This window comes from uncultured Azohydromonas sp. (genome assembly GCF_937926365.1).
GTDB lineage: Bacteria > Pseudomonadota > Gammaproteobacteria > Burkholderiales > Burkholderiaceae_C > Azohydromonas.
On record NZ_CALAOH010000080.1, the window covers coordinates 1 to 13,226 of the forward strand.

Consider the following 13,226-nt stretch of genomic DNA (forward strand, 5'->3'; position numbering starts at 1 on the left):
TCGCTCGACAGGCTGCTCAATTACGCCGGGATTCGGGAGCAGTGAACAACCCTGGATAGGGCCCGACGGCGAAAATGGCGAAAGGGCTGGCAAGGTGCGGGCAGGAAAAATCCAGCCCCCAGCCCGCCCATATCAAATACCTTGGCCGCCAGATACTTCGACTCGCTGGGCATTGACCCAGCGATTGTCATCGGACAGCAGGCTGGCGATCATCCCTCCAATATCATCCGGCAGGCCGACGCGGCCGAGGGCGGTCATTTCCGCGAAAACCTTGTTGATTTCCGGATTGTCGCGCACGGCGCCGCCGCCAAAATCGGTCTCGATCGCGCCAGGGGCCACCGTATTGACGGCGATGCCGCGTCCCCCCAATTCCTTGGCCATGTATTGGGTGAGCACTTCCACCGCGCCTTTTACTGCTGCATAAGCGGCATACCCGGGATAGGTCACCCGGGTCAGCCCCGAAGAAAGGTTGACGATCCGGCCGCCATCGGCAATCAGCGGCAGCAGCGCCTGGGTCAGGAAATAGACCCCCTTGAAATGGACATCGACCAGCCGGTCAAACTGGGCCTCGGTGGTCTTGCCAATCAAGGCATAGTCCCCGTGGCCGGCATTGTTGACGAGGTGGTCGATGGTTTCCCGCGACCAGTTTTCACGCAGGGCATTCTTCAACCGCTCGGTGAAGGCGGGGAATGCGGCGACGTCGCCGGTGTCGAGCTGGAGGGCAGCGGCCTTGCGCCCCTGGGCCTGGATTTCCGCCACCACGGCCTGGGCGTCGTCGGCGCGGCTCTGGTAGGTGACGATGACATCGCCCCCGCGGCGAGCGATGTTCAGCGCGGTGCTGCGGCCGAGTCCGCGGCTGGCTCCGGTGACAAGGGTAATGGTGCTCATGGTCGGGCTCCTTCTGTCAGGTTTGAAGTGGCATGCGAGAGCCGCTATCTTGGGCTGGGGAGGAAAGCCATATTTGCCCGAAAATTTTCGTTGCTTGCCTGATCCTCCAAGCTATTTCGAAAACTCGGCCGCGAAGCCCTAAGATTCAATCATGAGCTCATTACTGAATATTGCGGACAGGTATGCACAGGTCCATGCCGACGAATATGGAATTGCCCAGACGCCCGTACCGGGTGTGACGATCGTGCGGGCGACCATGCCGAGCGGGCTCATTCATGCCATCTCCCGGCCGCTCGTCTGCCTGGTATTGCAAGGCAGCAAGCACGTCACGATGGGGGCCGACCAGTTTTCATTTTCGGCCGGTGATTCTCTGATCATCACGGCCGATGTGCCGACGGTCAGCCAGATCAAGCAGGCCAGCCTGGCTGCGCCTTATCTGTCAGTGGTGTTCGATCTCGATCTGGCCGTCATTGCCGAGCTGGCGGTTCAAATGGGCCCCGCGAGTGACGCCCATCAGGCCAGCGTGCGCGTGGAAACGACCGACACGGAAGTCGCCGATGCGGCCTTGCGTCTGATGCGCCTGTTGGAGCGTCCAGCCGCCATGCCGGTGCTGCATGCCCAGCTGGTGCGCGAATTCCATTACTGGCTGCTGGCGGGGCGGCATGGGCCAGCGGTGCGACGGCTCGGTTGGCCGGACAGCCAGGCACGCAACGTGGCGCGCGCGGTGGCGGTGATCAGGGCTGAATTCGCGAAGCCCTTGCCGGTTGAACGGCTGGCCTCCATCGCCCGCATGAGCCCGTCTTCCTTTCACCATCACTTTCGCGCCGCGACCTCCCTTTCGCCGCTGCAGTTTCAAAAGCAACTGCGCCTGATCGAGGCCAGGCGAATGATGCTGTCGGAAGGCGTATCGGCCAGCGGCGCGGCATTTGCCGTGGGCTATGAGAGCGTGCCCCAGTTCACGCGGGAATATGGGCGCATGTTTGGCCTGCCGCCGGCGCGGGATATCAAGGTGGCAAGAGACATGGTTCGAGTCGCCGGCTGACATGCCCGCCCGGAAATGACTGGCGCTTGAATTCGGCAGAGCCTGCGCCACGGCGCTCGTGTGCCTGAAGCGCCGCGCTGCGCTCGGCGTGACGCCGCGGCTCAGGCCACGGTCAGCTTCGAGCCGTCCGGCGCCATGAGGTCGGCGGCGCTGAGCTTGAAGGTGCCCACCATCTGCGCCAGGCGCCCGGCCTGGTGGCGCAGGCTCTCGGCGGCGGCGGCGCTTTGCTCCACCAGCGCGGCGTTCTGCTGCGTCACCTGGTCCAGTTGCTGCACCGCGTTGCCCACCTGGTCGATGCCCTGCGTCTGCTCCTGGCTGGCGGCGCTGATCTCGCTGATCAGGTCCGTCACGCGCTTGACCTGCGTGACGATCGCCTCCATGGAGCGCCCGGCGTCGCTCACCAGCTGCGAGCCGGCCTCCACGCTCTGCACGCTGTGGCTGATGAGGCCTTTGATCTCGCGCGCGGCCTCGGCACTGCGCTGCGCCAGGGCGCGCACCTCGCCAGCCACCACCGCGAAGCCGCGGCCGGCCTCGCCGGCCCGGGCCGCCTCCACCGCGGCGTTGAGCGCCAGGATGTTGGTCTGGAAGGCGATGCCGTCGATGGTGCCGATGATCTCGGCGATCCGGTGCGAGCCGGTGCTGATCTCCTCCATCGTGCTCACCACGCGGCCCATGACGCTGCCGCCGTCGGCGGCGGCACGGCTGGCGTTCAGCGCCAGCTGCGAGGCCTGCGTCGCGGTGTCGGCGTTCTGCTTGACGGTGGCGGTCAGCTGCTCCATCGAGGCGACGGTCTGCTGCAGGTTGCTGGCCTGCTCCTCGGTGCGCTGGCTCAGATCGGTGTTGCCGCTGGCGATCTGCTGGCTGCCGGTGGCGATGGAGTCGCTGCTGTGGCGTACCTGGGACACGATCTGCGCCAGGCTGCGGTTCATGGCGTCCAGCGCGCTCAGCAGCTCACCGGTCTCGTCCTGGCGCGTGGCCTGGACGCGCGAGGTCAGGTCCCCCGCGGCCACGGTCCTGGCCACCTGCACCGCCTGGTGGATGGGCTGCGTGATGGCGCGCGTGAGCCACCACGACAGGCCGCCGCCCGCCAGCAGCGCCGCCACGCCCAGCACCAGCATCTCGATGCGCGCGAAGGCGATGTCGTCCACGAGCACCTTGGCGCTGTCGGCCACGGCCTGCTTCTGCAGCGCGGACAGCGCGTCCACGTGCTGCTGCAGCGCGTCGATGGCCGGCAGCGTCTCGGCCATCAGCAGCCGGGTGGCCTCGTCGCGCTGGTCCGCGGCCAGCAGCTGGTCCACCTTGGTGAAGGAGGCCACGTAGGCGACGCGCGCCGCCTTGACCTGGGCCACCAGTGTCTTGCCCTCAGCCGAATCGACCAGCTGCTCCAGCGTCTCCAGCGACTCGGTCACCGTCTTCTTGTTGGCGGCCATGAAGCCGCGCACCTGCTGCGCATGCGCCGCGTCCTGGGCAAAGAACAGCTCCATCGTGCGCCGGGCGTTGGCGCGGGTGGTGGCCGTGAGCGTGGCGGTGGCCTCGGCCTTGACCCAGTCCACCTCGATGGTGCGCCTGGAGGCCTCGTCAGCCTGGTTGAGGTTGAAGACCGCCGTGGCGACGGCCAGCAGCATCAGCGCCAGCACGGTGGCGAAACCCATGCCCAGCCGGGTGCCGAGCCGAAGCTTGTTCAGGAAGTTCATGGCCGTGGTTGTGGCGCATCCGGGTCACGGTGCGCGGTAGAGATGTGCAATTGGTATTTCTTCGGATGGCCATGGCCGAAACTGAAGGTGCAACGCACTGACTCCCTGCAGGAGTTCACGGTCGTTGATTCACCTCAGGCCTGGGCGGGATACCGGCGGCGCTCCGGTTGCGCCGGCACGGCCGCTGCTTGGGTGAGGGGCTGGGCGCCGCGTGCAGAATTCGCCTTCCTTCGCCGCCGCGCCCGCTTTCCGCCGACCTGCCATGCCCGTTGATGCCGCTCCGTCCGCCGATCCCCTGGCCATCGAGCTCTATGACCAGCCGGGCCACCTGCTGCGGCGCGCGCAGCAGATCGCGGTGTCGCTGTTCTACGAGGAGGTGGGGCGCGAGGTGACGCCGATCCAGTACGCGGTGCTGCGCATGCTGCAGGAGAAGCCCGGGCTGGACCAGGTGACGCTGGCGCAGGAGGTGGCGCTGGATACCTCCACCGCCGCGGAGATGGCGGCGCGGCTGGAGACCAAGGGCTGGATCACGCGCGAAGTGCTGCCGCGGCGCCAGCGCCGGCTGCTGCTCACGGCCGAGGGCGAGGCGGTGCTCGCGCGCACCGTGCCCGGTGTGCGGCGCATGCAGCAGGTGCTGCTGTCCAAGCTCGACGCCGCCGAGCAGCAGGAGTTCATGCGGCTGCTGCGCAAGTTCGTGCACCTGGGCAACGAGCAAAGCCGCGCGCCGCTGCGCTCGGGCGGCCCGGCCGGGGCCGAGCCGCCGCAGGCCTGAAGCTCCCGGGACGACCGTCCGGCTCTCGTGAAGCCCGGCCCACGCCGGGGTGCCACCACAGGAGGCGAAACGTCCCGGCGGTTGGGATGCCGTGATCGCTCTGCGGCCCGCGGCGCGCACACCCGGGATTGCACCAATTCGGGTTGCGCCTGATCCGGGTCAACTTCCGTGTACTGAATGTTGACGGCCGGACGCTCTCCATGGGCCCCCGGGTCCGAGGCGGCGGGAACCCGGGTTGCCCGCCGCCGGGCCCGGGCGGCGGCGTGGGCGCCGGCACGAGCGCCTACACGAAGAGGCCGGCGCGCATGCCGGTCCGGTCCTGCAAACCGAGGCAGAGGAGACAAGCCATGAGCACCTTCCAAGACCGCCGCGCTCCGGCGCGGCGCCGCCTGCTGGCGGCCGCCACGCTGCTGTCGGCGCTGCCGCTGCTGGGCGCCGCGCCCGCGGCGCTGGCGCAGCAGTCCGATCCGATCAAGATCGGGCTGATCCTGCCCATGACCGGGCCCTTCGCCTCCACCGGGCGGCAGATCGACGCGGCGGTGAAGCTGTACCTGGCGCAGCACGGCGACACGGTGGCCGGGCGCAAGGTGCAGGTGCTGCTCAAGGACGACGCCAGCGTGGCCGACACCACGCGGCGCCTGGCGCAGGAACTCGTGGTCAATGACAAGGTGGCGGTGCTGGCGGGCTTCGGCCTCACGCCGCTGGCGCTGGCCACCGCGCCCATCTCCACCCAGAGCAAGACGCCGATGGTGGTGATGGCCGCGGCCACGTCGAGCATCACGCAGGCCTCGCCCTACGTCGTGCGCAGCAGCATGACGCTGCCGCAGGTGACCATCGGCGTGGCGGAGTGGGCGCCCAAGAACGGCATCAAGAAGGTCGTGACGCTGGTGAGCGACTACGGCCCGGGCATCGACGCCGAGAAGGCGTTCAAGGAGCGCTTCGAACTCAACGGCGGCAAGGTGGTGGAGCAGGTGCGCGTGCCGCTGCGCAACCCGGACTTCGCGCCCTTCCTGCAGCGCGTGCGCGATGCCGGCGCGGAAGCGCTGTTCGTGTTCGTGCCGTCGGGCGTGGGCGCGGCGCTGATGAAGCAGTTCGCCGAGCGCGGGCTGGACAAGGCGGGCATCCGGCTGCTGGGCACCGGCGACGTGACGGACGACGACATCCTCAACGACATGGGCGACGTGGCGCTGGGGGTGGTGACCTCGTTCCACTACTCGGCCGCGCACAAGAGCGCCGCCAACCAGCAGTTCGTGGACGCCTTCCAGAAGGCCAACAAGTTCCGCCCCAACTTCATGGCCGTGGGCGGCTATGACGGCATGCGCCTGATCATGGAGGGCCTCAAGGCCACCAAGGGCGCGGGCGGCGTGGCCTTGCTGGACGCCATGAAGGGCCAGACCTTCGAGAGCCCGCGCGGGCCGGTGTTCATCGACGCGCAGACGCGCGACATCGTGCAGGACGTCTACATCCGCAAGGTCGAGCGCCAGAACGGGCAGCTCTGGAACGTGGAGTTCGAGACCCTCAAGGGGGTGAAGGACCCGGGGAAGGCGGGGATGAAGTAAGCCCGCGGGAGCCGACGTGCTGACCCTGCTCTTCGACGGCATCGCCTACGGGATGCTGCTGTTCGTGCTGGCCGTGGGGCTGGCCGTGACCATGGGGCTGATGAACTTCATCAACCTCGCCCACGGCGCCTTCGCCATGGCCGGCGGCTACGCCACCGTGCTGCTCATGCAGCACTTCGACTTGCCCTTCCTGGCGACGCTGCCGCTGGCCTTCCTGATCACGGCGGCGGCGGGCGCCCTCATGGAGCGCACCCTGTACCGGCCGATGTACGCCAAGCCGCACCTGGACCAGGTGCTCTTTTCGATCGGCCTGGTGTTCATGGCCGTCGCTGCGGTCGATTACCTGCTGGGCTCGCAGCAGCAGTTCGTGAAGCTGCCGGCGTTCCTGCAGGGGCGGCTGGACTTCGAAGCGGTGGGCATCGGCAAGTACCGGCTCTTCATCGTGGTGGTGTGCGCGCTGCTGGCGCTGGCGCTGCAGTGGGTGCTGGCGCGCACGCGCTTCGGCAGCCGGCTGCGCGCGGCGGTGGACGACCCGCGCGTGGCCTCGGGGCTGGGCATCAACGTCAACCGCGTGTTCCTGCTCACCTTCGCGGTGGGCTCCGGCCTGGCCGGCCTGGGCGGGGCGCTGGGCGCGGAGGTGCTGGGGCTCGATCCCACGTTCCCTCTGAAATTCATGATCTATTTCCTGATCGTGGTGGCCGTGGGCGGCACCAGCAGCGTCACCGGGCCGCTGGTGGCGGCGCTGCTGCTGGGCATCGCCGACGTGGCGGGCAAGTACTACGCGCCCAAGATCGGCGCCTTCATCGTGTACGCGCTGATGATCGCCATCCTGCTGTGGCGCCCGCAGGGGCTGTTCGTGCGCAAGGGAGCCCGCTGATGAGCACGCCGCTGAGGCCCGGCGCGGCCACGCCGGCCGCCGTCCCGCCCGCCGGCGCGGCGGACCGCTCCGCCGGCATCGACGTGCGCCAGGCGCTGCGCCGTGACGCGCGCTGGCGCTGGTGGGAGATCGCGCTGCTGGCGGCGCTGGCGGCCTCGTGGTTCGGGCTGCCCGGACACGCGCTGCTGGGCAACGAGATCGCGATCCTGGCGCTGTTCGCGCTGTCGCTGGACCTGATCCTGGGCTACGCGGGCATCGTCTCGCTGGGCCATGCCGCCTTCTTCGGCGTGGGTGCCTACGGTGCGGCGCTGTTCGCCAAGCACGTGCTGCCCGACCCGCTGGTCGGGCTGGTCGTGGCGATGGCCGCCGCGGCGCTGCTGGGGCTGCTCACCAGCCCCCTCATCCTGCGCGGCACGGACCTCACGCGGCTGATGGTGACGCTGGGCGTGGCGGCGGTGCTCTACGAGCTGGCCAACCGCTTCGACCAGATCACCGGCGGCGCCGACGGGCTGCAGGGCGTGGTGATCGGCCCGCTGCCCGGCGGCCTGGAGTTCGACCTGGCCGGGCGCGTGGCCTGGGGCTACTCGCTGGCGGTGCTGGTGCTGGCGCTGCTGCTGTGCCGGCGCCTGGTGCACTCGCCCTTCGGAACGGGTCTGCAGGCGTTGCGCGACAACCGGCTGCGCGCCTCCGCGCTGGGCCTGAACGTGAACGCGCGGCTGGTGGCGGTCTACGCCATCGCCGCGGCGCTGGCCGGCGCCGCCGGGGCGCTGCTGGCGCAGACCACGGGATTCGCCTCGCTGGACGTGCTGGACTTCCACCGCAGCGCCGACGTGATGCTGGTGGTGGTGATCGGCGGGGCGGGCTGGCTGTGGGGCGGGGTGCTCGGCGCCATCGCCTTCAAGCTGCTGCACGACCTGATCGCGTCCTGGACGCCGCAGTACTGGACCTTCTGGCTCGGCCTGTTCCTGGTGGTGCTGATGCTGGTGGGCCGCGAGCGGCTGCTGCGGCCCTGGACCTGGTGGAGGAGGGCACCGTGAACGCCGTGACGCAACCGCTGCTGGAGACGCGCGGCCTGGTGCGGCGCTTCGGCGGCCTGGTCGCCACCAGCGACGTGTCGCTGACAGTGATGCCCGGCGCGCGCCACGCGCTCATCGGCCCCAACGGCGCGGGCAAGACCACGCTGATCAACCTGCTCACCGGCGTGCTGGAGCCCACGCAGGGCCAGATCCTGCTCAAGGGCGACGACATCACCGCGCTGGCGGCCCACCGGCGCGTCGGGCGCGGGCTGGTGCGCACCTTCCAGATCAATCAGCTCTTCAACCAGCTCACGCCGCTGCAGTCGCTGGCGCTGGCGGTGTCGCAGCGGCGGGGCCAGGGCGCGCGCTGGTGGCAGCCGCTGGGGCGCGACGCGGCGGTGGCGCGGCGCGTGGAGGAACTGCTGCACGAGTACCGGCTGGCCGACGTGATGCACCAGCGCACGGCGCAGCTGCCCTACGGCAAGCGGCGGCTGCTGGAGATCGCGCTGGCCATCGCCGGCGAGCCGCGGGTGCTGCTGCTGGACGAGCCCGCCGCGGGCGTGCCCGAAGGCGAGCGGCAGGAGATCTTCGACAGCCTGGCGCGGCTGCCGGCGGACGTGGCGGTGCTGCTGATCGAGCACGACATGGACCTCGTCTTCAACTTCGCCACGCGCGTGACGGTGCTGGTCAGCGGCGCCGTGTACGCCGAGGGCGGCGTGGACGAGATCGCCAACGACCCGCGCGTGAAGGCGGTGTACCTGGGGCAAGGCCATGGCTGAGCAGCTGCTGCGCATCCAGGGCCTGCGCGCCGGCTACGGCGAGGCCGTGGTGCTGGAGGACATCGAGCTGGAGCTGGCCGCGGGCCAGTCGCTGGCGCTGCTGGGGCGCAACGGCACGGGCAAGACCACGCTCATCAACACCATCGCCGGCGTGACGCGGCGCCATGCCGGGCGGCTGTTCCTGGGCGGGCGCGAGATCACGCAGCTGCCGCCCTTCAAGCGCGCCGAAGCCGGCATCGGCTGGGTGCCGCAGGAGCGCAACATCTTCAAGTCGCTGACCGTGGAGGAGAACCTCACGGCGGTGGCGCGGCCGGGCCCGTGGGATCTGAAGCGGGTCTACGCGATGTTTCCGCGGCTGGAGGAGCGGCGGATGAACATGGGGAATCAACTCTCGGGCGGCGAGCAGCAGATGCTGGCCTTCGCGCGGGCGCTGGTGCTGAACCCGCGCCTGCTGCTGCTGGACGAGCCGCTGGAGGGGCTGGCGCCGATCATCGTGGAGGAGCTGCTGCGCTCGATCGCGCGCGTGGTGCGGGAGGAGGGGCTGTCGGCGATCCTGGTGGAGCAGAACCCGCGGCTGATCCTGTCGATGACGCACCACGCGGTGGTGCTGGACCGCGGCCGCGTGGTGCACCGCGCCGGCAGCGAGGAACTGGCGGCCGATGCGCGCACGCTGGAGCGGTTGCTGGCGGTGGCGCGCTGACGCGAGCCGTGCCCTGGCTCACGGCAGCCGGTTCCTCAACACCACGATCCACGGCCGCTTGGCCGTGGGCATCAGCAGCCCGCTGGCGTAGAGGGGCGCCACCGTCCAGACCACGCCGTCGCGCACGTTGCCGCCGATGGCGCCCAGCGTGCCGAGGCCGGTTTCCACCACCAGGTCGCAGTGGTAGCCGCCGCGGCTGGCGGGGTCGGCCAGCTGCGCGTAGACCATCACCCGCAGCGCCGTCTCGTTGCGCGGGGCGCAGATCAGGTCGCCCACCGCGGGCGGCGTGGTGGCGGCGTCCAGCGCCTCGAAGCCCTGCGGATCGGGCGCGTCGTGAATCCGCTTGATGTAGTGCCAGTGCAGCGCGCTGCCCGGAAACACCGCCTCGCCGATGCTCGACGACTTCATCAGGAAGCTGATGAACACCGCCGACCAGGCCACCAGCGAGCCGTCGCGGTACTGCGCTTCCCGGGCTTCGAAATCGCCCCGGCCGGACGCCTGCCAGTACAGCAGCACGCGGCTGCTGAAGTCCGGCAGGTACTCCTGCCGTGGCGTCGTGGCGTCGGGCCACTCGTAGGTGTCGGTGGCGGCGTGCCACTTGACGCGACCCCACAGCGCCCACTCCTGCAGTGCCGTGAACACCAGGCGCTGCCTGGGCGTGGGCAGGCTGACGACGCGCCCGCCCAGGCCGGTAAGGACAGGCGGCTGCTCTGGCGGTTCGACCGGCGTGGCGCATCCGGCCAGCAGCAGGAGGGCGGCCAGCGCGGCCGGGAGAAGCATTCGGGTCATGGGCATGGAAGAGGGCGCGAAGCACACGAGGCTCCGCCTGGGCGAAAGCAATGCCCGGGTGTTCGGGAGCGCACCATGCAAGCCGGCTATCGGCCGGGGAGCGCGCGGGCTTGAGGCCGCAGCCGCATCCCGGGCCGGCGCACGGCTTGCCGGGGCCTTGCCACGGCGCGGCCGGCGTGCGGGCCGAGCGCCTGGACCCCAGAGGAGACAAGCACATGTTCCCGAAAAACACCTGGTACGTGGCCTGCATGCCCGAGGACATCGCGGCCAGGCCGCTGGGCCGCAAGGTCTGCAACGAGGCCATCGTCTTTTACCGCCAGGCCGACGGCTCGCCCGCGGCGGTGGAGGATTTTTGCCCTCACCGCGGCGCGCCGCTGTCGCTGGGCTTCGTCAGCGACGGCAAGCTGGTGTGCGGCTACCACGGGCTGGAGATGGGCTGCGACGGCAAGGCCGTCGGCATGCCGGGGCAGCGCGTGCGGGGCTTCCCGTGCATCAAGAGCTACGCGGTGGAGGAGCGCCACGGCTTCATCTGGGTCTGGCCCGGAGACCGGGCGCAGGCCGACCCCGCGCTCATTCCCGACCTGCAATGGGCCAACGATCCCGAGTGGGCCTATGGCGGCGGCTACTACCACGTCAAGGCCGACTACCGGCTCATGATCGACAACCTGATGGACCTCACGCACGAGACCTACGTGCACTCCACGTCCATCGGGCAGAAGGAGATCGACGAGACGCCGTGCACCACGAAGGCGGAGGGCGACCACGTGATGACCAGCCGCTTCATGAACGACCTGCCCGAGGCGCCGCCGTTCTGGAAGCTGGCGCTGCGCGGCCACGGCCTGCCCGATGACCAGCGCGTGGACCGCTGGCAGGTGTGCCACTTCACGCCGCCCACGCACGTGATGATCGAGGTCGGGGTGGCGCTGGCCGGCCAGGGCGGCAAGGACGCGCCGGCGGACAAGAAGGTCTATGCGCTGGTGGTGGACTTCATCACCCCCGAGACCGAGACCTCGCACCACTACTTCTGGGGCATGGCGAGGCACTTCAAGCCGCAGGACCCGGCGCTCACGCTGGCCATCCGCCAGGGGCAGGCCAAGGTGTTCGGCGAGGACTTGCAGATGCTGGAGCGCCAGCAGGCCAACCTGAGCGCCTGGCCCGATCGCAAGCTGCTGATGCTCAACATCGACGCCGGCGGCCTGCAGTCGCGCCGCGTCATCGAGCGCATCCTGGCGGCCGAGCAGAGCGCCGCGGCCAACCGGCTGTCCGCCGCCTCCACCGCGGAGCTGGCGCAATGAGCACCGCCAACGCCACCCTGTGCGTGCGCGTGGCACGCAAGTCCGAGGAAGCCACCGACATCTGCAGCCTGGAGCTGGTGAGCAAGGAGGGCAGCCCATTGCCGGGCTTCTCCGCTGGCTCGCACGTGGACGTGCACCTGCCCGGCGGCGTGGTGCGGCAGTACTCGCTGTGCAACGACCCGGCCGAGACGCACCGCTACCTCGTCGCCGTGCTGCGCGACCCGGCCTCGCGCGGCGGCTCCGTGGCCGTGCACGACGCCGTGAAGGAGGGCGACACGCTCACCATCAGCGCGCCGAAGAACCACTTTGCCCTGGCGCACGAGGCTCGCAAGAGCCTGCTGCTGGCCGGTGGCATCGGCGTCACGCCGATCCTGTGCATGGCCGAGCGGCTGGCCGTCATGGGCGCGGACTTCGAGATGCACTACGCCACGCGCTCGCGCGAGCGCACGGCCTTCGTCGCCCGCATCCAGGGCGCGGCCTTCGCGGACAAGGTGCGCTTCCACTTCGACGACGGCCCGCCGGAGCAGCGGCTGGACCTGCCCGCGCTGCTGGGAACGCCGCAGCCGGGCACGCACCTGTACGTGTGCGGGCCCAAGGGCTTCATGGACGCGGTGCTGGGCACGGCGCGCGGCGCGGGCTGGGGCGAGGCGCAGCTGCACTGGGAGTTCTTCGCCGGCGGCGATGCCGCGCCGCATGCGGACGACGGCAGCTTCGAGGTGCAGCTCGCGAGCTCGGGGCGCGTGATCACCATTGCCCCGGACAAGACGGTGACGCAGGCGCTGGCCGAGGCGGGGGTGGAGATCCTGGTGTCGTGCGAGCAGGGCGTGTGCGGCACCTGCCTCACGCGCGTGCTGGAGGGCACGCCGGACCACCGCGACGTCTACCTCACGCCGGAGGAGCAGGCGGCCAACGACCAGTTCACGCCTTGCTGCTCAAGGGCGAAGTCGGGGCGGCTGGTGCTGGATCTTTGAGGCGGGGGGCGCCGGATGGCGGCGAGGCAGGAGCCCCTCCCAGGACATCCCTCCCACCCGGCCCCCGTCCAGGCGCTCACTTCCTCCCAGGACAGCCTTTTCCTGCGCCACGGCTTCGAAGATGCGGTCGCGGCACCGGCCCCGCGGCCAGTGCTTGCGACCACAACCTTCTTCAAGCCGGAGTCGCCATGGACAAAGCCCTGGCCGTTTTGGTACTGGCCTTTTCTGCCCTCTGTATCCACGGCTGCACCCGCGCGCCCGTGGGCAACCTGGATCAGGCTGCCCTGGATGGCGACCACGGCGAGTACGAAACCGCCCACGGCGGCGACCACGCCGCGCCCAGCTGGCGCCAGTGACTTGTTGAGCCCGCCGGCGCCGCAGCGCCGGCCCGCGCTCAGGCTCCGGCCGGCGCCAACCTGAAGCCTTCCATCACCCGCGCCAGGCTGCCCGCCTGCTCGCGCAGGCTGGCCGCGGCGGCGGCGCTCTGCTCCACCAGCGCGGCGTTGTGCTGCGTCATGCGGTCGAGCTCGCCCACGGCCACCGAGACCTGCGTGATGTCGCTGCTCTGCGCCGCGCCGTGGTCGCTGATGGTCTGGATGCGCTCGCGCAGCTGCTGCGCGCCCTGCACGATCTCCTCCATCGTGCGGCCCGCGTCCTGCACCAGCTGCGAGCCGCTTTCCACCTGCGCCACGCTCTGCTCGATGAGGTCCTTGATCTCGCGTGCCGCGGCGGCCGAGCGCTGCGCCAGGTGGCGCACCTCGGTGGCCACCACCGCGAAGCCGCGCCCGGCTTCGCCGGCGCGCGCCGCTTCCACCGCGGCGTTGAGCGCCAGGATGTTGGTCTG

At 70.0% G+C, this 13,226-nt stretch carries 14 protein-coding genes; 10 read left to right on the plus strand and 4 right to left on the minus strand.

Annotated features, from left to right (window positions below; translation table 11 throughout):
* Nucleotides 1–132: 132 nt before the first annotated feature.
* Nucleotides 133–888 (minus strand): SDR family oxidoreductase, encoded by a 756-nt coding sequence (locus Q0741_RS07945; protein ID WP_298232659.1) that lies wholly within the window; start codon nt 886–888, stop codon nt 133–135.
* 151 nt (nt 889–1,039) lie between these two features.
* Between Q0741_RS07945 and Q0741_RS07950 the strand changes: the two genes are divergently transcribed.
* Nucleotides 1,040–1,930 carry an AraC family transcriptional regulator gene (locus tag Q0741_RS07950; protein ID WP_298232660.1) on the plus strand — a complete coding sequence of 297 codons (891 nt, stop codon included), beginning with the start codon at nt 1,040–1,042 and terminating at the stop codon, nt 1,928–1,930.
* A 101-nt stretch (nt 1,931–2,031) separates the two neighbouring features.
* Here Q0741_RS07950 and Q0741_RS07955 read toward each other — a convergent pair whose 3' ends face one another.
* Nucleotides 2,032–3,624 (minus strand): methyl-accepting chemotaxis protein, encoded by a 1,593-nt coding sequence (locus Q0741_RS07955; RefSeq protein WP_298232661.1) that lies wholly within the window; start codon nt 3,622–3,624, stop codon nt 2,032–2,034.
* A gap of 262 nt (nt 3,625–3,886) precedes the next feature.
* Here Q0741_RS07955 and Q0741_RS07960 point away from each other — a divergent pair, with 262 nt between their 5' ends.
* The 6 genes from Q0741_RS07960 (at nt 3,887) to Q0741_RS07985 (ending at nt 9,327) form a co-directional block, all read left to right on the plus strand.
* The gene (locus Q0741_RS07960; protein WP_298232662.1) at nt 3,887–4,396 is read left to right on the plus strand and encodes a MarR family winged helix-turn-helix transcriptional regulator; all 510 of its coding nucleotides are present in this window, start codon (nt 3,887–3,889) and stop codon (nt 4,394–4,396) included.
* 347 nt (nt 4,397–4,743) lie between these two features.
* The gene (locus Q0741_RS07965) at nt 4,744–5,955 is read left to right on the plus strand and encodes an ABC transporter substrate-binding protein (protein WP_298232663.1); all 1,212 of its coding nucleotides are present in this window, start codon (nt 4,744–4,746) and stop codon (nt 5,953–5,955) included.
* Nucleotides 5,956–5,971: 16 nt separating this feature from the next.
* Nucleotides 5,972–6,832 carry a branched-chain amino acid ABC transporter permease gene (locus tag Q0741_RS07970; RefSeq protein ID WP_298232664.1) on the plus strand — a complete coding sequence of 287 codons (861 nt, stop codon included), beginning with the start codon at nt 5,972–5,974 and terminating at the stop codon, nt 6,830–6,832.
* Nucleotides 6,833–6,909: 77 nt separating this feature from the next.
* Nucleotides 6,910–7,869, plus strand: a complete 960-nt coding sequence (locus tag Q0741_RS07975; protein WP_298232671.1) for a branched-chain amino acid ABC transporter permease — start codon at nt 6,910–6,912, stop codon at nt 7,867–7,869.
* A 5-nt stretch (nt 7,870–7,874) separates the two neighbouring features.
* Complete coding sequence (locus Q0741_RS07980; RefSeq protein ID WP_298232672.1) at nt 7,875–8,627, plus strand: ABC transporter ATP-binding protein; 753 nt, start codon at nt 7,875–7,877, stop codon at nt 8,625–8,627.
* Nucleotides 8,620–9,327 carry an ABC transporter ATP-binding protein gene (locus Q0741_RS07985; protein WP_298232665.1) on the plus strand — a complete coding sequence of 236 codons (708 nt, stop codon included), beginning with the start codon at nt 8,620–8,622 and terminating at the stop codon, nt 9,325–9,327. The genes Q0741_RS07980 and Q0741_RS07985 overlap by 8 nt, the downstream gene beginning before the upstream one ends.
* Nucleotides 9,328–9,345: 18 nt before the next feature.
* Here Q0741_RS07985 and Q0741_RS07990 read toward each other — a convergent pair whose 3' ends face one another.
* Nucleotides 9,346–10,122, minus strand: a complete 777-nt coding sequence (locus Q0741_RS07990) for a DUF2272 domain-containing protein (protein ID WP_298232666.1) — start codon at nt 10,120–10,122, stop codon at nt 9,346–9,348.
* Between the two features lie 209 nt (nt 10,123–10,331).
* On the opposite strand from Q0741_RS07990, the gene Q0741_RS07995 reads away from it, so the two are divergent.
* From Q0741_RS07995 to Q0741_RS08005, 3 genes are all read left to right on the plus strand, one after another.
* Nucleotides 10,332–11,411 carry an aromatic ring-hydroxylating dioxygenase subunit alpha gene (locus Q0741_RS07995; RefSeq protein WP_298232667.1) on the plus strand — a complete coding sequence of 360 codons (1,080 nt, stop codon included), beginning with the start codon at nt 10,332–10,334 and terminating at the stop codon, nt 11,409–11,411.
* Entirely contained in the window at nt 11,408–12,382 is a 975-nt protein-coding gene (locus Q0741_RS08000; RefSeq protein ID WP_298232668.1) for a PDR/VanB family oxidoreductase, read from the plus strand. The genes Q0741_RS07995 and Q0741_RS08000 overlap by 4 nt, the downstream gene beginning before the upstream one ends.
* Before the next feature lie 188 nt (nt 12,383–12,570).
* A complete protein-coding gene (locus Q0741_RS08005) occupies nt 12,571–12,738 on the plus strand; it encodes a hypothetical protein (RefSeq protein WP_298232669.1) in 168 nt (55 codons plus the stop codon).
* Nucleotides 12,739–12,776: 38 nt separating this feature from the next.
* Here the strand turns inward: Q0741_RS08005 and Q0741_RS08010 are convergent.
* On the minus strand, nt 12,777–13,226 hold a 450-nt coding region (locus Q0741_RS08010; RefSeq protein ID WP_298232670.1), incomplete at its 5' end, for a methyl-accepting chemotaxis protein.

Excerpts from the sequence above, each read along its gene's own strand:
- Q0741_RS07945 (WP_298232659.1), bottom strand. The coding sequence starts at position 888 with ATGAGCACCATTACCCTTGTCACCGGAGCCAGCCGCGGACTCGGCCGC.
- Q0741_RS07950 (WP_298232660.1), top strand. The coding sequence starts at position 1,040 with ATGAGCTCATTACTGAATATTGCGGACAGGTATGCACAGGTCCATGCC.
- Q0741_RS07955 (WP_298232661.1), bottom strand. The coding sequence starts at position 3,624 with ATGAACTTCCTGAACAAGCTTCGGCTCGGCACCCGGCTGGGCATGGGT.
- Q0741_RS07960 (WP_298232662.1), top strand. The coding sequence starts at position 3,887 with ATGCCCGTTGATGCCGCTCCGTCCGCCGATCCCCTGGCCATCGAGCTC.
- Q0741_RS07965 (WP_298232663.1), top strand. The coding sequence starts at position 4,744 with ATGAGCACCTTCCAAGACCGCCGCGCTCCGGCGCGGCGCCGCCTGCTG.
- Q0741_RS07985 (WP_298232665.1), top strand. The coding sequence starts at position 8,620 with ATGGCTGAGCAGCTGCTGCGCATCCAGGGCCTGCGCGCCGGCTACGGC.
- Q0741_RS07990 (WP_298232666.1), bottom strand. The coding sequence starts at position 10,122 with ATGCCCATGACCCGAATGCTTCTCCCGGCCGCGCTGGCCGCCCTCCTG.
- Q0741_RS07995 (WP_298232667.1), top strand. The coding sequence starts at position 10,332 with ATGTTCCCGAAAAACACCTGGTACGTGGCCTGCATGCCCGAGGACATC.
- Q0741_RS08000 (WP_298232668.1), top strand. The coding sequence starts at position 11,408 with ATGAGCACCGCCAACGCCACCCTGTGCGTGCGCGTGGCACGCAAGTCC.
- Q0741_RS08005 (WP_298232669.1), top strand. The coding sequence starts at position 12,571 with ATGGACAAAGCCCTGGCCGTTTTGGTACTGGCCTTTTCTGCCCTCTGT.